The 17,412-nt window shown below is 69.2% G+C and carries 14 protein-coding genes and 1 pseudogene; 4 read left to right on the top strand and 11 right to left on the bottom strand.

What is annotated here, in order from left to right:
- Window positions 1-45: 45 nt before the first annotated feature.
- A complete protein-coding gene (locus G398_RS0104570; RefSeq protein ID WP_026852717.1) occupies window positions 46-876 on the bottom strand; it encodes a class I SAM-dependent methyltransferase in 831 nt (276 codons plus the stop codon).
- A gap of 598 nt (window positions 877-1,474) precedes the next feature.
- Here G398_RS0104570 and G398_RS0104565 point away from each other — a divergent pair.
- The 3 genes and pseudogenes from G398_RS0104565 to G398_RS16245 all read left to right on the top strand — a co-directional run bounded on the left by G398_RS0104565 (window position 1,475) and on the right by G398_RS16245 (window position 6,054).
- Window positions 1,475-2,851 carry a sigma-54-dependent Fis family transcriptional regulator gene (locus G398_RS0104565; RefSeq protein WP_052571467.1) on the top strand — a complete coding sequence of 459 codons (1,377 nt, stop codon included), beginning with the start codon at window positions 1,475-1,477 and terminating at the stop codon, window positions 2,849-2,851.
- Between the two features lie 213 nt (window positions 2,852-3,064).
- A pseudogene (locus G398_RS16250) lies at window positions 3,065-4,657 on the top strand (acyl CoA:acetate/3-ketoacid CoA transferase); the annotation flags it as partial.
- Between the two features lie 77 nt (window positions 4,658-4,734).
- Entirely contained in the window at window positions 4,735-6,054 is a 1,320-nt protein-coding gene (locus G398_RS16245; RefSeq protein WP_052571434.1) for an MFS transporter, read from the top strand.
- 30 nt (window positions 6,055-6,084) lie between these two features.
- On the opposite strand, the gene G398_RS0104550 is transcribed toward G398_RS16245, so the two are convergent.
- From G398_RS0104550 to G398_RS0104530, 5 genes are read right to left on the bottom strand one after another with little or no spacing between them, the layout of a single operon-like run.
- The gene (locus tag G398_RS0104550) at window positions 6,085-6,918 is read right to left on the bottom strand and encodes a hypothetical protein (RefSeq protein WP_026852715.1); all 834 of its coding nucleotides are present in this window, start codon (window positions 6,916-6,918) and stop codon (window positions 6,085-6,087) included.
- The gene (locus G398_RS0104545; RefSeq protein ID WP_026852714.1) at window positions 6,915-8,510 is read right to left on the bottom strand and encodes a hypothetical protein; all 1,596 of its coding nucleotides are present in this window, start codon (window positions 8,508-8,510) and stop codon (window positions 6,915-6,917) included. The genes G398_RS0104550 and G398_RS0104545 overlap by 4 nt, the downstream gene beginning before the upstream one ends.
- Window positions 8,507-9,253, bottom strand: a complete 747-nt coding sequence (locus tag G398_RS0104540; RefSeq protein WP_026852713.1) for an ABC transporter ATP-binding protein — start codon at window positions 9,251-9,253, stop codon at window positions 8,507-8,509. The genes G398_RS0104545 and G398_RS0104540 overlap by 4 nt, the downstream gene beginning before the upstream one ends.
- Window positions 9,250-9,429, bottom strand: coding sequence for a type II toxin-antitoxin system antitoxin (locus G398_RS0104535; RefSeq protein WP_026852712.1), 180 nt, complete (start codon window positions 9,427-9,429; stop codon window positions 9,250-9,252). The genes G398_RS0104540 and G398_RS0104535 overlap by 4 nt, the downstream gene beginning before the upstream one ends.
- A 6-nt stretch (window positions 9,430-9,435) precedes the next feature.
- Complete coding sequence (locus G398_RS0104530) at window positions 9,436-10,317, bottom strand: SPFH domain-containing protein (RefSeq protein ID WP_043483633.1); 882 nt, start codon at window positions 10,315-10,317, stop codon at window positions 9,436-9,438.
- 104 nt (window positions 10,318-10,421) lie between these two features.
- Between G398_RS0104530 and G398_RS16240 the strand changes: the two genes are divergently transcribed.
- Entirely contained in the window at window positions 10,422-10,949 is a 528-nt protein-coding gene (locus G398_RS16240; RefSeq protein WP_211229040.1) for a hypothetical protein, read from the top strand.
- Between the two features lie 11 nt (window positions 10,950-10,960).
- Here the strand turns inward: G398_RS16240 and G398_RS0104520 are convergent, their stop codons facing one another.
- The 5 genes from G398_RS0104520 to argG all read right to left on the bottom strand — a co-directional run bounded on the left by G398_RS0104520 (window position 10,961) and on the right by argG (window position 17,377).
- A complete protein-coding gene (locus G398_RS0104520) occupies window positions 10,961-12,304 on the bottom strand; it encodes a Fic family protein (RefSeq protein ID WP_026852710.1) in 1,344 nt (447 codons plus the stop codon).
- A gap of 173 nt (window positions 12,305-12,477) precedes the next feature.
- Window positions 12,478-13,854 carry a M20/M25/M40 family metallo-hydrolase gene (locus G398_RS0104515; RefSeq protein WP_026852709.1) on the bottom strand — a complete coding sequence of 459 codons (1,377 nt, stop codon included), beginning with the start codon at window positions 13,852-13,854 and terminating at the stop codon, window positions 12,478-12,480.
- Window positions 13,855-13,932: 78 nt separating this feature from the next.
- Complete coding sequence (gene argC / locus G398_RS0104510) at window positions 13,933-14,931, bottom strand: N-acetyl-gamma-glutamyl-phosphate reductase (RefSeq protein ID WP_026852708.1); 999 nt, start codon at window positions 14,929-14,931, stop codon at window positions 13,933-13,935.
- A gap of 108 nt (window positions 14,932-15,039) precedes the next feature.
- Window positions 15,040-16,092: a hypothetical protein gene (locus G398_RS0104505; protein WP_026852707.1), complete on the bottom strand. Its 1,053-nt coding sequence runs from the start codon at window positions 16,090-16,092 to the stop codon at window positions 15,040-15,042.
- A gap of 97 nt (window positions 16,093-16,189) precedes the next feature.
- A complete protein-coding gene (gene argG / locus G398_RS0104500; RefSeq protein ID WP_026852706.1) occupies window positions 16,190-17,377 on the bottom strand; it encodes an argininosuccinate synthase in 1,188 nt (395 codons plus the stop codon).
- Window positions 17,378-17,412 lie beyond the last annotated feature (35 nt).

The raw sequence follows: 17,412 nt of genomic DNA, 5'->3' as shown, positions 1-17,412 counted from the left end.
GTCGGTTTAGCCCCGCGCCTGCCGGTGGGGGGGATTGGGCCGCGTTCACTTCCTCGCGACGATCTGCGCAAGCACGATCCGCCCCTCTTCCAGGTTCCGCCCCTGGTTCTGCGCCATCGCTTTGAAGTCAGGGCCCAGCAGCAGGTGGAATCCAAGGGGCGGGAAGCCTTCTCTGCGGATCTTTTCGGCCAGGGCCAGGAACCAGGCCCGGGCCGCCTCCGTGGTGTCGGACCAGTCGGCGACCGTGAATCCCGTGTCTTCGAGAAGCCTGCGCAACGCCTCCGGCGTTGCGAGGAAACTCGTGTCCGGGGTGCGCGCCCACGGGACCGGAAACAGGACCGGGCCCGACGGACCGGCCAGCACGTCATAGATCGCGAGCGTGCCCCCCGGTTTGAGCACCCGGTGCATCTCCCGGTACAGCCGAGCCTTGTCCGGGATGTTCATCGCCACATGCTCCGTCCACACGGCGTCGAAGGCCTGGTCGTCGAAGGGTAGCCTGGTGGCGTCGCCCTGGCGGAAGTCGACGAGGTGGGCGAGACCGGTCCTGGCCGTCAACATCGCCGCGGCTTGGCAGTATTCGTCGGTGAGGTCGATGCCGGTGACGCGGCAGCCGAATTCCTTCGCAAGACAACGCGAGGTGCCGCCCACGCCGCTCCCGACATCGAGTACATGCATGGCCGCATGGAGCCCCGCAGCCCGGGCGAGCTCGAGCGTCGCCATCCGTCCGCGGATGTGGAACTGGTCGATGGGGGCCAAGTCTTCGGGCGTGAGGCGGGTCAGGTCCTTGCCCGCGTTCTCCAGCGCCGCCAGGATGACGTCCCCCAGATCCGCTCGGGTGTAGTGCGTCTGGATGGCTTCATTGATCGGAGTCTGCATGGGCATGATCCTCTTCGCGTGGCCCTGTATGAATGGAAATTGGACAATTACGGCCTGTAATGCTGCCTGTGTGCAGACCCATCATGAACCATCGGACGCTATCCCGGAGGGGCGGAATCGCATCTCGAACGGGCCCCTCCACCACCTCTATGGCTAAAAAAGAGGAACGCAGAGAACGCGGAGACGCCCTGCGGGCGCGCGGAGATCGCAGAGGGGGCTCGACCCACCGCAGACATCCTTTCTCGGGCGGCGCCAGGCGCGGCCCGGGGGCCGAAGGCCCGGATGTCCTGGCCTGGACGCCGAGGTCTGCCTTCGTGGCCTTGACCGGTTCCTTCGTGCCCTTCGTGGAGGCTTTTGAAGTCCTCAATCAGGCTGAGGTTCACCGTTAATCAGGAAGTAGGAAACCTCCTTTCTTCTTCCCATGGCCCAGCCCCGGGCCCCTCCCGGAGTTCCTTGGCGTCCTTGGCGTCCAGCTTTCCCTGGGCAGGTGGGGAACCCGGCATCCTTGAGGTAGACTGGGGGCCCTTTCCCATCCAGGCTCCCCGTGACCAGGCACCTTCTCACGCTGCAGGACACGTCCCTGCTCCAGCACAAGGCCATGCAGTCGATGTTCGACTGCTTCGAAAGCCTGTGCGAGGGGACCGTCATCATCGACCGCGCCGCGAAGGTGGTCTGGATCAACGACCGCTACGCGGCCCGGCTCCGCATCGACCCCGTGAAGGCCATCGGCCAGGAGATCGAGGCCATCATCCCCAACAGCCTCATGCGCCGTGTGGTGGAGACGGGCGAGCCCATCCTCATCGACCTGCTGGAGGCCTCGGAGCAGACCTTCGTGGTCATGCGGATGCCCGTCAAGGACGAGGACGGGGCCGTGCTGGGGGCCGTAGGCTTTGCATTATTCAGCCACTACGAATCCCTGAAGCCGCTGTTCGAGCGGTTCTCCAGGCTCCAGTCCGAGCTGGCCCGGGCCCACAAGAAGCTCGCGGCGGCCCGCCGCACCAAGTACACCTTCTCCTCGTTCATCGGGGACAGTCCCGCCACCATGGAGGTGAAGCGGCTGGCCCGCCGCGCGGCCATGCTGCACGCGCCGGTCCTGCTCCAGGGCGAGACGGGCACGGGCAAGGAGCTGCTGGCCCACGCCATCCACGCCGGGGGTCCCCGGGCCGACCAGCCCTTCGTGTCCGTGAACATGGCCGCCGTCCCCGAGACCCTCCTGGAGGCCGAGTTCTTCGGCGTGGCCCCCGGGGCCTACACCGGCGCGGACCGCAAGCCCCGCCCCGGGAAGTTCGAGCTGGCCCACGGCGGGACCCTCTTCCTCGACGAGATCGGCGACCTGCCGCTGCCCCTGCAGTCGAAGCTGCTCCGCGTGCTGCAGGAGCACGAGTGCGAGCCCCTGGGCTCCAACCGGGTCATCCGCGTGGACGTGCGCATCCTGGCCGCCACCAGCCGGGATCTGGAGGCCATGGTGGCGGAGGGGCGCTTCCGGAAGGACCTCTTCTACCGCCTGAACGTGCTGAACATCCCCCTTCCGCCCCTCCGGGAGCGCATCGGCGACCTGGACCTGCTCTGCGAGCACCTCCTCGAGAAGAGCGCCCTGGAGAACGGGACCTTCGCCCGGGAGCTGAGCCCCGAGGCCATCGCGTTCCTGGCGCGCTACGCCTGGCCGGGGAACGTGCGGGAGCTGCAGAACATCCTGGAGCGGGCGGTGATGGCCACGGACGCGCCGCGGCTCGAGCTGCTGGACATCCAGAGCCTGCTCAAGCCCGCCCCGGGCACCCCCGTGCACATGGCCCCCCTGCCCGGAGGCACCTACGTGGAGGCCATGGCGGAGGCGGAGCGGCGCATCCTGGAGTCGGCGCTGGAGGCGGCCCAGGGGAAGGTGGTCGAGGCGGCGCGCCACCTGGGCATCGGCCGGGCCACCTTCTACAAGCGGATGAACGCCCTGTCTCCGAAGCGCGACTTGTCTCCAAAGTGAGACGACCCTCGGTAAAGAGGCCCGCCGCGAGCGCGGTCTGGCATAAAAGCGCCTGATGCGGGCCCCGCGGCCCCGGGGTCCGCTCTCAATCCAGAGACAGGCGATTCCAGGGTCGATTTACCAAGTGTTGAATGATGGGGTGTTGGAATCCATCCAATACCTTGGCATCCCCGTTGCTCACAGGGTCCCCAAAGCCCCATGCCAGGAGATGTCATGCCCCAAGGTTCGACTGCGTCTGTTCCGACTCCGGAGATCTTCCGCCGCCGGAGCAAGGTCACGAGCGCGGCCGAGGCGGTGGCCTGCATCCGGGACGGGGACACGGTGGCCACCGGGGGCTTCGTGGGGATCGGGTTCGCCGAGAACGTCGCCCTGGCCCTGGAGGAGCGCTTCCACCAGACCGCCTCCCCCCGGGGCCTGACCCTGATCTATGCCGCGGGCCAGGGCGACGGCAAGACCCGCGGCCTGAACCACCTGGGCCACGCGGGCCTGGTGCGCCGGATCATCGGCGGCCACTGGGGCCTGGCCCCCAAGCTGCAGGCCCTGGCCTTCGCCGAGGAGGCCGAGGCCTACAACCTGCCCCAGGGGGTCATCGCCCACCTCTTCCGGGACATCGCGGCGGGGAAGCCCGGCACCCTGTCGCGGATCGGGCTGGGCACCTTCGTGGATCCCCGGTTCGGGGGCGGGAAGCTCAACCAGCGCACCACCGAGGACGTGGTGGAGCTGATGACCATCCACGGCGAGGAGCTCCTCTTCTACCGGGCCCACCCCATCCATGTCGGCATCATCCGCGGCACCACGGCGGACCCGGACGGCAACATCACCATGGAGCGGGAGGCCCTCACCCTGGAGGCCCAGGCCATCGCCATGGCCGCGCGGAACAGCGGCGGCAAGGTCATCGTCCAGGTGGAGCGCATCGCCGAGCGGGGCTCCCTCCACCCCCGCCGGGTCAAGATCCCGGGCATCCTCGTGGATCACGTGGTGGTGGCCGAGAGCCCCGAGTACCACATGCAGACCTTCGGGGAGCAGTACAACCCGGCCTACAGCGGCGAGATCCGCATCCCCACCTCGTCCATGGACGTCATGGAGCTGGGCGACCGGAAGATCATCGCCCGCCGGGCCGCGCTGGAGCTGAGGCCGGACTGCGTGGTGAACCTGGGCATCGGCATGCCCGAGGGCATCGCGGCGGTGGCCGTGGAGGAGGGCGCCTCCGACCTCATGACGCTCTCCACGGAGCCGGGCGTCATCGGCGGGGTCCCCGCAGGGGGCCTGAGCTTCGGGGCGGGCTCCAACGCCGCCTCCGTGATCGACCAGCCCTCCCAGTTCGACTTCTACGATGGCGGGGGCCTCGACCTGGCCTTCCTGGGCCTCGCCCAGGCCGACCGGCACGGGGACCTGAACGTCAGCAAGTTCGGCACCCGCCTGGCCGGGGCCGGCGGCTTCATCAACATCTCCCAGTCCGCCAAGACCGTGATCTTCGTGGGCACCTTCACGGCCTCGGGCCTGGAGGTGGCCGTCGCCGACGGGCGCCTGCAGATCCTCAAGGAAGGCGCCACGCGCAAGTTCATCCAGGACGTGGAGCACCGCACCTTCAGCGGCGCCGTGGCCTTCCGCCAGGGCCAGCGGGTGCTCTACATCACCGAGCGCTGCGTCTTCCGCCTGACGGAGGCCGGTCCGGAGCTCATCGAGATCGCCCCGGGCATCGACCTCGACCGCGACATCCTCGCCCACATGGACTTCAAGCCCGCCATCGCGCCGGACCTCCGGCTCATGGACGAGCGCATCTTCCGCGACGGCCCCATGGGCCTCCTGGACATGCTGCCCAGGGCCTGAACCCCCCTCCACCGACCCTCACCTTCCACCCTTCCCCACCATAGGAGATCCCCGTGGCCCAAGCCGCAGCCCCCGCCGTCCAGAACGAGGAATACCAACAGATCGTGAAGGTGGCCCTGGCCAGCCTGATCGGCACCTCCATCGAGTGGTACGACTACTTCCTCTACGGGACGGCCGCCGCCCTGGTCTTCAACAAGCTCTTCTTCCCCAACTTCGACCCGCTCGTCGGCACCCTCCTGGCCTTCGCCACCTTCTCGGTGGGCTTCATCGCCCGCCCCCTGGGCGGCATCGTGTTCGGCCACTACGGCGACAAGATCGGCCGCAAGAAGATGCTCTACCTGACCCTGCTCATCATGGGCGTCGCCACGGCCATCATCGGCATGCTGCCCACCTACGCCTCCATCGGCATCTGGGCCCCGATCCTCCTGGTGGCCATGCGCCTGGCCCAGGGCTTCGGCCTCGGCGGCGAGTGGGGCGGCGCCGTGCTCATGGCGGTGGAGCACGCGCCCGCCCACCGGCGCGGCTTCTACGGCTCCTGGCCCCAGATCGGCGCCTACATCGGCCTGCTGACCTCCACCCTGGTCTTCCGCGCCGTCTCCAAGCTGCCGGAGGCGGACTTCCTCCGCTGGGGCTGGCGCATCCCCTTCCTGGTGAGCCTCCTCCTGGTGGCCGTGGGCGTGTGGATCCGGATGACCATCGCCGAGTCGCCCATCTTCGAGAAGCTCAAGGAGCAGAAGCAGGAAGCGAAGATGCCCATCGTCGAGGCGGTGACCAAGCATCCCAAGAACATCCTGATCGCCATGGGCGCCCGGTTCGCTGAGAACGGCCTCTTCTACCTCTTCACGGTCTTCTCGCTGACCTACATCTCGACGCACCTGCAGATCCCGCGGGTGATCGGCCTCAACGGCCTGCTCTGGGCCTCCTTCCTCGGCGTGTTCCTCTGCCCCGCCTGGGGCGCCTTCTCGGACAAGGTCGGCCGCCGTCCCGTCTACATCTACGGGGCCATCGCCTGCGGCCTCCTGGCCTTCCCCTTCTTCTGGATGCTGGGCACCAAGACCCCCTGGGTGATCTCGCTGGCGATCATCCTCCCCGTCATCTTCGGCCACGCGGCGATGTACGGCCCGCAGGCGAGCTTCCTGTCGGAGATGTTCTCGGCCCGCGTGCGCTACAGCGGCGCCTCCCTCGGCTACCAGCTGGCCTCCATCTTCGCCGGCGGCCTCTCCCCGCTGGTGGCCACCTGGCTCCTCTCCAGCGGCATCGCCGCGGGGAAGGGCCCCACCTACATCGCCTACTACATGATCGTGCTCGTGGCCATCACCGCCATCTCCGTGGCCTTCGCCAAGGAGACGCACAAGGCCGAGATCTACGAGTAGCCCCCCCCTTCCGTCCCCTTCTGCGCCCCTTCAGCAGCGGGCGCAGAAGTGGGGCGGGGCGGGCAGGCGCGTGAGGCCCTCGAAGGCCAGCTCCCAGGCCCGCAGGGGCCCGCGGAAGGCCGTGGCCTGGAGCGTGAGCGAGCGCAGGGCGTGGAGCGGCGCCGCGTCGCCGGGCAGGGGCAGGAAGGAGATGGGCTGGCCCGTGGCCGCGCGCAGCGCCGTGCGCAGCACATCGGTGAGGGCGGTCGATTCCGGCAGCACCAGGGGCGGCACGAGCAGCTCAGCGCCCTCGGGCAGGGGCACGCCGGGCCAGAGGTCCGTCTCGAAGCCGCCCTGCCCTCCATGATCTGATCCCGCATGATCCGGCGCCTCCCGCCACTCGGGACGGCGGAAGGTCATCTTGCGGCGGTCCTTGTCCCAGCCCGCCAGGAAGCGCTTCAGCTCGGCCTTCTCCAACGGCCCCATCGGGGCCTTCGGCAGGGCCACGGGCAGGGCCCGCGCGATGCGACCCGGCAGGCGCCGGACCAGCATGGGCTTCCCGTCCAGCCAGGGCAGGCCCGCGTCCAGCGCGCAGACCAGGGCGCCCAGGCGGCGGCGGTGGAGGGCCAAGGCGGCGGCCAGGTCGCAGCCGGGGACCGGGACGAGGCCCAGCACGTTCAGCGCCAGGCCCCGGGCCTGGACGGCGCTGGCGGCCGCCAGCGCCTCCGACACGTCCTCCGCCCTGCGGCCCAGCACCAGCGCCTGGGGCAGTCCGTGGCCCTGGAGGCGCTCCACGAGGACAAGTCCGCCGCCACCCTGATCCCCGGGGGCCGAGAGCACGGCTCCGCCCAGCTCGGCGGCGAGTCTCAGGCCCTCGGGGTTCATCCCAGGGCCTCCACCAGCTTCTCCCGGCGCCGGTCCAGGGCGGCGGCGGCCGCGGGCAGCAGGAGCAGGTGGGCCGTGAGCACCAGCCCGAAGAGGAGCGCCATGCCCGGCACCAGCAGCCGCGGCACGGCCCAGGCCAGCAGGGCGTAGGCGCCGCCGAAGAGGCCGGCCCAGGCGGCCGAGGTGCCCATGCTCAGCAGGCCCAGGGCGAAGGGCAGATTGTTGTTCTTGAGGCTGTCCATGGCCATGGGCCGCGGCGCCCAGGTGGAGGTCCACTGGCCCACGGAGGTCTGGGCCAGGAAGATGCAGCCCATGAGCAGGATGCCGCCCAGGAGCGGGGCCGGGCCCGCGTGATCGAGGGCCCTGAGCAGGAGCGCCAGCATCAGGGCCTGGAGCCCCTGGTGGGCGGCCAGGCCCAGCAGCTTCCCCTTGAGCAGGTCCTCGGATCCCACGGGCAGGAGCAGCAGGCCCTTCACGCCGTGGCGGTCCAGGCCGAACTGGTTGAACACGAAGTTGTTCGCCACCAGGGAGAGGTAGGCGAAGGCCGCGGGCACGGTCCAGAGGGGGTTGGCCCTGAACTGGGCGAAGGGCCCCTTCAGCAGCACCACGGTCAGCAGGGGCATGAGGAAGGCGAAGCGGCCCAGGTGGCTGCGCATGAGGGTGAGGAAGTGGAGGCGGCCCAGGCCCTCCGCGGGATGGCGGAAGCTCCACAGGCGGTCGGGCCCGCGGGGCGTCGGTGCCGCGGCGGCAGACCCGCTGGTCTCCCGCGCCATGATCCGGGCGCCCAGCACCATCACCAGGGCCAGGAGGCCCAGCGGGTAGAGGTGCGAGGCCAGGGCCGCGCCCCAGCGCCCCTCCCGGACCTGGGCCAGGCTGCGGGCGGCGGCGTGGGTGGGCAGGGCCTCCAGGACGCGGGCGGCGCCTCGCCCCAGGGCCTGGATCCGCTCGACCTGGGCGGCCTGGAGGGTCCGGGCCTGGCCCCCCCCGCGCTTCGGGAGGCCGGGGGACATCAGGGTCGAGCCCATCCAGGCCAGGATGGCGAGCCCGATGAGGGCCAGGCGCAGCCGCCTCACCAGGGCCGAGGCCAGGCCCCCCACCAGCAGCTGGAGGGCCAGCAGCATCAGCAGCGTCTCCAGGAGGACGACGGGGAGCAGCAGCAGGGTCCGGGGCGCCGCGGCGCCGATCCCCAGGAGGAGCCCTGTCAGGGCCAGGGCGAGGGTGAGGGGCAGCATGTCCGCCAGGCCCGCCGTCAGTTCCGCCAGGTAGAGGGTGCGCAGCCGCAGGGGGAAGCCCCGGTAGGCCTCCCAGGCCAGCTCCCGGGCGCCACCCAGCACGCCGCCGATGAGGCCGCCCCCGAAGCTCAGGAAGGCCAGCAGGCCGCTGAGGATGGAGACGACGACCGGCCGGTCCAGGCGGCTGCCCAGCAGCCAGCCCAGGGCGCCGCCGCCCAGGAGCAGACCCAGGGCCCCGAGGGCGGCGAAGATCCCCACCACCAGGGCCAGGACCCAGGCGCCCTGCCGCCCGAGCTCCCGGGCGGAGCGGTTCCAGGTGCCCTGTCCGTGGGCGGCCAGCAAGGAACGGAAGGGGCTCACAACCACGACAGGGCCCCCTTCTGCGTGCCGCCCACCAGGTCCACGAAGAGCTGCTCCAGGCTCTCTCCGCTCCGGCGCAGGTCCTCCAGGGGGCCGAAGCCCTTGAGCCGGCCGTCGTCCAGGATGGCGATGAGGGGGCAGAGCTTCTCCACCACCTCGAGGATGTGGCTGGTGAGTACCAGCGTCACGCCGCGCTGCTGCAGGCTCTGGAGGATGTCCTTGATGGTGCGGCTGGTGACGGGGTCGATGCCCTCGAAGGGTTCATCCAGGAACACGACCTGGGGCCCGTGGATCAGCGCCGCGCAGAGGGCCACCTTCTTCTTCATGCCGAAGCTGTAGTCCGCGATGAGCGTCTTCGGGCCGGGCGCCAGGTCCAGCGTGTCGAACAGCTCCTCGCGCCGCCCGTCGATGAGCGCGTCGGGCATGCCGTACATGCGGCCCACGAAGCGCAGGTACTGCGGGCCCGTCAGCATGTCCAGCAGCGCCATGTCCTCGGGCATGGCGCCGATCTGGCGCTTCACGGCCAGGGGGTCGGCCTCGAGATCCAGGCCCAGCACCCGGATGCGGCCGGAGGTGGGCTTCAGCAGGCCCGTCACCATCTTCAGCGTGGTGGACTTCCCGGCGCCGTTGCGGCCCAGCAGGCCCAGGAAGGCGCCGGGCTCGACCTGGAGGCTGAGCCGGTCGACGGCGACCTTGTCGCCGAAATGCTTGGAGAGGGCGTCCAGTTCGAGGGAGTACATCATTCGGGGGCCTTCCGGGGGGGCTTGGGCGCCTTCAGCCGGCCCTCGCGCTGGAGGGCCTGGCGCAGCAGGTACTCGATCTGGCCGTTGAGGCTGCGCAGTTCCTCGTCGGCCCAGCGCTGGAGGGCTTCCAGCAGCGCCGGGTCCGTGCGGAGGAGGAAGGGCTTGCGTTCGGCCATGGGGCTTCAATGGTACAGGGTGCCCGCGTTCACGACCGGGTTGGCCGAGCGCTCGCTGCAGAGCACCACCAGCAGGTTGGAGACCATGGCGGCCTTGCGCTCCTCGTCCAGCTGCACGGTGCCCTTCTCGGCCAGCATGGCCAGGGCCATCTCCACCATGCCCACGGCGCCCTCCACGATCTTCTGCCGCGCCGCGATGATGGCGGCGGCCTGCTGGCGCTGGAGCATGGCCTGGGCGATCTCGGGGGCGTAGGCCAGGTGGCTGATGCGGGCGCCCTGCACCTCCACCCCGGCCTGGGCCAGCACGCGCTGCAGCTCCTGCTTGAGCTTGGCGGCCACTTCGTCCGTGCTGCCGCGCAGGGAGAGCTGGCCGGTCTCGTGGGCGTCATAGGGGAAGTGGGAGGCCAGGGCCCGCAGGGCCGCCTCGCTCTGCACCGTCACGTACTTCTCGCAGTCCTCCACCTCGAAGAGGGCCTCGGCTGTATCCACCACGCGCCACACGATGATGGCCGCGATCTCCACGGGATTGCCGTCCTGGTCGTTCACCTTGAGGCGCTGGCTCTCGAAGCTGCGGACCTTCGTGCTGATCTTCCGCTTGCTGAGGAAGGGGTTGGCCCAGGCCATGCCCTCCTGGCGCACCGTGCCGCGGTAGGCGCCGAAGAGCTGCAAAGCCATGGCCTCGTTGGGGTTCACCACGAAGAGCCCCGTCAGCACGAAGAGGCCCACGACGATCACCGGCACGGTATAGGCCAGGCGGGCGGGATCCCCCAGGAGGACGCCCTGGATGGTGAGGCCCACGGCTCCGAGGAGGGCCAGCAGGGTCAGGAGCAGGGTGGGCAGGCCGGGAAGGGCGAATGCGGTGCGTTCCTTGAGCACGGGAACCTCCATGGGCAATCAAAGTGATATCATTTTGATCTCGCGTCAAGCCCCCCTCGAAAGTGACATTGGGCTGGGAGAGGCATCCGGCGGAGCCGCCCGGTATGCTTGGCGCCATGAAACCCATCTGCCTTCCGGTTGCCGCCCTGCTGGCCCTCGCCGCCTGCTCCAAGCCCGAGACCTCGGGGCTGAAGGGCGCGGCCACCACGCCCCTCAGTGACCTCAACCTGGTGAAGGCGAAGATCCCGCCGGTGCTGCTGGCGGCCCAGAAAGCACCCTACGGTCCTCCGCTGGACCCCACCTGCGAAGGCCTGGCCGCCGAGGTGAAGCAGCTGGACGCGGCCCTGGCGCCGGACCTGGACGCCCCTCCCACCGCCGATCCCACCCTGGCCGAGCGCGGGAGGACCGAGGCCGGCGGCGCGGCCGTGGGCGCCGTGCGGCACACGGCCGAGGGCCTCATCCCCTTCCGCGGCTGGGTGCGGAAGCTGAGCGGCGCCGAGCGGCACTCCCGGCTGGTGGCCGAAGCCATCGCCGCCGGCATCGTGCGCCGGGCCTACCTCAAGGGCCTGGGCCAGGCCCGGGGCTGCCCGCCCCCGGCGGCGCCGCGGATCCCGGATCCGGTAGGACCGGGCAAGAAGGACTGATTTTGCCGGGCCTATGATTCCAGGCGGGCCATCCGAGCGGCCAGGTCCTCAGGGGCGAGGAATAGGAACGCACGGCCCTCTTTGACCTTCTCGAGGAGCCCGAGTTCCGCCAGCTGGAGCAGGTCGGTGCGGGCCGTCTGGTTGACGACGCCATGTGTCCTCTGGTGTGTCTCGACGCGGTACCCCGCTCCTGGGTGCTTCAAGGCGTGCGTGAGAAGCGCCTTCTGGCGATGGTTGAGCCGTGCGTGGAGGGCGGGAGACTCCGCCAGGAGCCGCTCCATGCCCCGTTGCTCCTTGGCTTTCCGGGTCAGGTAGTCATGGAGGTTCTGGACGGCCTTCCGCATGGTGGCCAGTTGATGGATGAGGAAGTAGGTGGTATCCCCGCCATCGGTTTCAGTGAAGAGGTAGGCGCGTCCGTACTGGGCGGGGGCCTTGCGGAGGATGTGTGAGATGGAGATGAACTCGGCCAACCAGTAGCCGCTCCGCAGCATGGACCAGTAGAAGAGCGCCCGGGCGGTCCGTCCGTTGCCATCTGCGAAGGGGTGGTCGTACCCGATCATGAAGTGCAGCAGGATGGCCCGCAGAACCGGATGGACGAAGGGCCGCTGGTCCTCTCCGGCGTTGGCAAAAGCGCAGACCCGTTCCAGGCGTTCCGGTAGTTCGTGGTGGTCGGGGGGCTGATGGAGGATGGTGCCGTCATCATTGTCCACCACATGGATATCGTTCGACTGGCGCAGCCTGCCCACGTCCCGGGGATCGTCCAGCGTGTGTTCGGAGACCCTCCGGTGGATATCAAGCACCCGGGCCGGGGTCAGAGGCTCGTTCTTGAACCCCTGGATGGCCTGCATGGCCAGATAGTTGTTGAAGATCATCTGCTCGCTCCGATCCCTGGGGGACCTTCCGGAGCGGAGCATGTCCGCGGCGACCTTCCGCGTCGTCGAGGCTCCTTCCAACTGGCTGGAGGTGATGGCTTCCTCGATGACCGATCGGAGGAGATACCTGTCCCTGGCCGCGGGGGTGGTCTCCGTGGCGGATTTGATCTCGCCGGCGGCGTCCTGGTCGATGTGGTGCAGATCGATCTGGACCGGATCCGGAGAGCCGAAGAGGAACGGGCGACCCTTCTTGTCCAGCAGGGGCAGGGGCTTCAGGAGGGCTTGCCGCGCCAACCGGAGGCCCAGCCACCAGCGCTCATGATCCAAACCGCCAGGGGGGGTCCGGTGCCTCAATTCCTCCCAGTGGAGGTAGGCCTCGTTCACCAGGGGGCCTGGCTCAGATGCCAGGATCTTGGTGATGTCGGTGGGGTCAATGGTTGCAAGGAGGCTGGATAAGTCCGGTGGAGGCTGGGGAAGTTTCATGGCTATCTACCAATTAGCAATCCAATTAGGAATTCGTTGGTAGGTTAGGACGGGAAGAGGTGGGTGTCTACGAAAAACTAAAATTAGTATCAATTGGTAGTTGATTGACCCTGGGCGGAGCCATACGCAGAACCGCCGGCCCTGGGGCCGGCGGTTCTGCGCAGTGAGCGGCCTCAGTTCTTGAACCCGCTCACCGTCTGGAAGTAGTGGGCGAAAGCCGCCATGCCGCCGCTGGCCTGCTCCCAGTCGTAGTTCTCGTTGGGGGCGTGGTAGCCGTGGCTGGGGAGGCTGAGGCCCAGGAAGAAGACCTCGCAGCCCAGGATGTCCTCCATGGTCTTCACGGCGCCGATGCTGCCGCCCTCGCGGGTGAAGGAGCAGGGCGCGTTGAAGGCGAACTTGTAGGCGTCCTTGATGGCCTCGGCGTAGGGGCCGGTGACGTGGCCCTTGAAGGGCGCCAGGCCGTGCTCCTCGTGGAACTGCACGTCGGGGAAGTTTTCATGGACGAAGGCGCGGATGCGCTCGATGGTCTTCGCCTCGTCCATGTCCGGCACCAGGCGGCAGCTGAGCTTCACCTCGGCCCGGGGCGGCACGGCGCTCTTGATGCCGGGGCCCGTGTAGCCGCCCACGACGCCGTGGACCTCCATGGTGGGCCGGCCCCACACGCGCTTCATGACTTTGATGGGATCCTCGGTGCGCATGCCGGTGATCATGTGGTCCTTCTTGAAGGTCTCCACGCTGAAGCCCGCGTGGGCCCACTCCTCCAGCTCCTGCTTGGAGGGCTTCACCACCTCGTCGTAGAAGCCGGGGATCTTCACCTTGCCGGTCTCGCCGTCCATCATGGCGGCGACCACCTTGATGAGCTCGGCCAGGGGGTTGCGGGCCGCGCCGCCCACCACGCCGCTGTGCAGGTCGTGGTCCGCGGTCTCCAGCGTGAGGCGGAAGCCCTTCAGGCCGCGCAGCCCGGCGGGGGTGCTGGGCTTGCCGCGGGTGATCCAGACCGTGTCGCTCACCACGATGGCGTCGGTCTTCAGGCGGTCCCGGTGGCGGTTCAGGCCGCCCTCGAAGCTGGGCGAGCCGATCTCCTCCTCGGTCTCCCACAGGAAGTGGATGTTGAGGGGCACGCCCGCCTTCCGGGCCGCCAGGGCGCCGAAGAAGGCCGTCACGGCCGGGCCCTTGTCGTCCGTGCTGCCGCGGCCCCGGTAGGTGTCCCCGTCCACGACGAAGGTGAAGGGCTCCGCCGTCCACTCGGGCTCGTTGGCGGGCTGCACGTCCATGTGGTTGTAGACCGTGATGGTGGGGCAGTTGGGGTCCTCGCCGAACCAGCCGTGGATGAGCGGGTTGCCGCTGGTCTCCAGGATCTCGGCCTTGCCCCCGTGCCGCTCGAAGAGGGCCCGCGCGGCCTCGGCCACGCGCCGCACGTCACCCTGGCGGGCCGGATCGGCGCTGATGGAGGGGATCTCCACCAGGGTCTTCAGCTCCGCTTCAAAGGCCGCACGGCTCGCGCTGGCGAACTGCCCCAGGGATTCACGGGTGAGAAGGGACGGATTCATAGACGCTCCGGAAAGGGTCAATCATCATCCCACAACCGGAAGTCTTGTCTATTAAGCGATCTAGGCGTCCTCGATCCCTCAGCCCGGATATCCCCCTGCCACCCTCAGCCCCGTCCACTCCGGCAGGCCCAGGGCCAGGTTGAGGTTCTGCACCGCCTGGGCGGCCATGCCCTTGCCCAGGTTGTCCAGGGCCACCATGACGGCGCCGTGGCCGTGGCGGGCGGCCACGCCGAGGTCGGCGAAGGCGCTCCCCGTGGTGGCCGCCACGCGCGGCGATCCCTCCACGACCCGCACGAAGAACCGATCCTTGTAGAAGGCTTCATACCGGGCCCGCAGGGCCCGTTCTTCCATTCCCGCTGGAAGCGGGAATTGCGCCGTGGCGAAGATCCCCCGCACCATGGGCGCGCTCTGGGGCACGAAGCTCAGCGGCACTTCCCAGCCTTCCACCGCCAGGGTGCGCAGCACCTCGGCCTCGTGCTGGTGGGAGAGCATCTTGTAGGCGCGGAAGTCGGTGGCTCGAGTGGGGTGGTGCGTGGTGTCCGAGGGCGCCGCGCCGGATCCGCTGGAGCCAGTGGCCGCCGTGATCGCCACGAAGGGGGGCTTCCATTCGGCGAGGGGCAGCAGGGCCAGCTGCAGGGCCGTGGCGAAGCAGCCGGGGTTGGCGATGCGCCGGGCCCCCTTCATGCGCTCGGGCTTCCAGTCCACCAGGCCGTAGACCCAAGTGGGATCGAGGCGGAAGTCCGTGGAGAGGTCGATGACGATGAGGCGCTCCAGGAGGCCGTGGTCCCGTCCCGCCGCTTCGAGGTCGGGCCACAGCTTGCCCAGCTCGCCGTGGGGCAGGGCCGAGAACACCACGGGATGAGGGCTGGCGGCCAGGGCCGCCCAGTCCGGCGCGGCCTCGAAGGTGCCCTCCACCAGCCCCCGCAGGTTCGGGTGCTGGGCGTGGAAGGGCTTGCCCGCGTGGCTGCGGGCCGTGCCGCGCAGGGACTTCACCGCCGGGTGGACCGAGAGCCACCGCAGCAGCTCGCCCCCGCCGTAGCCGGAGGCGCCGAGGATCAGAACATCAACCGAGGTCATCGACATCACCTGACAAGAAAGTGCCAACGCAAAGGCGCAAAGCCGCAAAGGAGGAACATGGAAGCCAGGACTGCCCTTCGCGCCTTGGCGCCTTTGCGTTGAGCATTTTCACGCCTTCGCCGCGATCTTGGGCCCGACGAGCTCCAGCACGAACTTGCCGAAGGCGTCGGCATCGGCGCGGGCATTCCGGGCGGGGATGCCCAGGGTGGCCACGAAGCGCTCGCCCACGCGGTTGTCCGTGGCGGGGCCGGCCACCAGGTCCGTCTGGATGCCGAAGGCGGACTTGAGGTGGTGGACGCCGCCGGAGGCGCCCACGGGGTCGTTGGCGCAGAGGAGGAAGGCGCCGCCCAGGGCCTTGAGGTCGGGATCGGCGAGGATGGCCTGCACGCCGTACTCGCCCATGATGCCGTCGCCGGTCTCGGCCACGATGACGTCCACGCCGTGGGCCGCCAGCTCCGAGAAGATGATGCGGGACACGCCCGCGGCGCTGCCCGCGTCCGTGCACACGATGCCTGCGTCCGTGAAGTCGAGGGCCACCTCGGCGCCGTAGTCGCGCATGGCCAGCGCGTCGCGCATGAGCGAGACGCCTGTGAGCTTGCAGGCTCCGACCCGATAACCGGCCCGGCTGAGCTGCCGGATGGCGGCGCAGGCCGCGGCGGTCTTGCCGGCGTTCATGCAGGTGCCCGCCACGTAGACCACGGGGCAGTGGGCGGAGAGGCCCGTGCCCTTGAGGGCGCCCATGCGGATGTGGGCGGGCTGGCCGGCCCGGGACTGGAACTCGGGGAAGACGAGCACCTGGCCCAGCACCTCCAGCTCGAAGGGCTTGCCCACGTCGGGGTTGTGGGAGAGGCACTTCCCGAGCACGCCGCCCATGTTGAGGAGGTTCACCGTGTCGCCGGGCTTCAGGGACTCGGGCATGACGCCCTCGTAGCCCTGCAGCGCGTTCCGGTGGCCCAGGGCTCCCACGACGATGTCCCCGTCATGGAGGGTGCTCATGCGCCCGTAGGGATCCTCCAGCTGGTTGTAGGTGCTCTTCTCGCCGCGGATGCGGCCCGCGATGACCGAGCCCTCCTCCAGCAGGATCTCCGGCCCGAGGGTGAGCGTGCGGCCCAGCCGCAGGTTGCGGGTGACCGAGGCGAGCTTGTCGACGTGGATGCGCATCGTGGATTCCCCAAGAAGATTCAACGCAAAGGCGCAAAGGCGCGAAGAAAGATGAAATGCTTTTGTGGTTCTTGGCGTCATTGCGCCTTTGCGTTACTCAGTTGCTTTTTGCCTTGAGCGTCAGCACCTGCTGGACGCCGAAGAGCTTGGCGAAGCCGGCGGCTTCGTCGCCGGTCCACATCTTGTTGGCTTCGCCGTAGGTGGCGATGCGGGGATCCATCAGGGAGTAGGGAGACTGCACGCCCTCCACCTGATAGGTGCGGGGGTGCAGGGTGAGACGCACCTCGCCGGTCACGCGGTCCTGGCTGGACTGGAGGAAGGCCTCCAGGTCCCGGGCCAGGGGGTCGAGGAAGTGGCCCTCGTGGAGGAGGGAGCCGTAGAGGTTGCCCAGGCTCTCCTTCCAGAAGAGCTGCTTGCCGCTGAGCACCAGCTTCTCCAGCTCCCGGTGGGCGCCGATGAGCAGGTGGGCCGCCGGGGCCTCGAAGCCCACGCGGCCCTTGATGCCCAGGATGGTGTCGCCCAGGTGCACGCCGCGGCCGATGCCGTACACCTTGCCGATGGCGTTGAGCTGGGCGATGAGGGTGACGGGGTCCATGCTGTTGCCGTCCAGGGATACGGGTACGCCCGCCTCGAAGCCGATGACGAGGCCCTTGGGCGCCAGATTGCCGACGGCGCCGCCGGGGTAGGCCGCCTCGGGCAGCGAGGTCCAGGGGTCCAGCGTCTCCCGGCCGCCCACGCTGGTGCCCCACATGCCCTCGTTGATGGAGTAGTCCTTCGTCTTCGGCGGGAAGATCACGCCGCGGTCCGCGCAGTAGGCCATCTCCTCGGCCCGGGAGAGGGCCAGGTCGCGGATGGGCGTGAGGATCTGGAGGTCCGGCGCCAGGGCCCGGAAGGCCACGTCGAAGCGCACCTGGTCGTTGCCGGCCCCCGTGGAGCCGTGGGCGATGGCGGCGGCCTTCATCTCCTTGGCCAGCTCCGCCACGGCCTTGGCCTGGCAGACCCGCTCGGCCGATACCGACAGCGGGTACATCTGCCCCCGCAGGACGTTGCCGTAGATCAGGTAGCGCAGGTAGCCGTCGAAGAGGCCGGCCCGGGCATCCACCGTGGTGTGGCTCACGGCGCCCAGTTTGGGCGAGGCGGCCTCGATGCGGGCCAGCTCCTCTGGCGAGAAGCCGCCCGTGTTCACCGTGACCGTGGCCACGTCGTAACCCTGCTCCTTGAGGTAGAGCACGCAGAAGGAGGTGTCGAGACCGCCGGAAAACGCGAGGACCGCCAGTTTGCTCATGGGAGACCTTTCAAGAAAAAGCTGAACCACCAAGG

This window comes from Geothrix fermentans DSM 14018, from assembly GCF_000428885.1.
GTDB classification, from domain to species: Bacteria; Acidobacteriota; Holophagae; order Holophagales; family Holophagaceae; genus Geothrix; species Geothrix fermentans.
The sequence above is the reverse complement of the archived record's forward strand: the minus strand, read 5'-3'. Positions and strand labels throughout refer to the sequence as shown.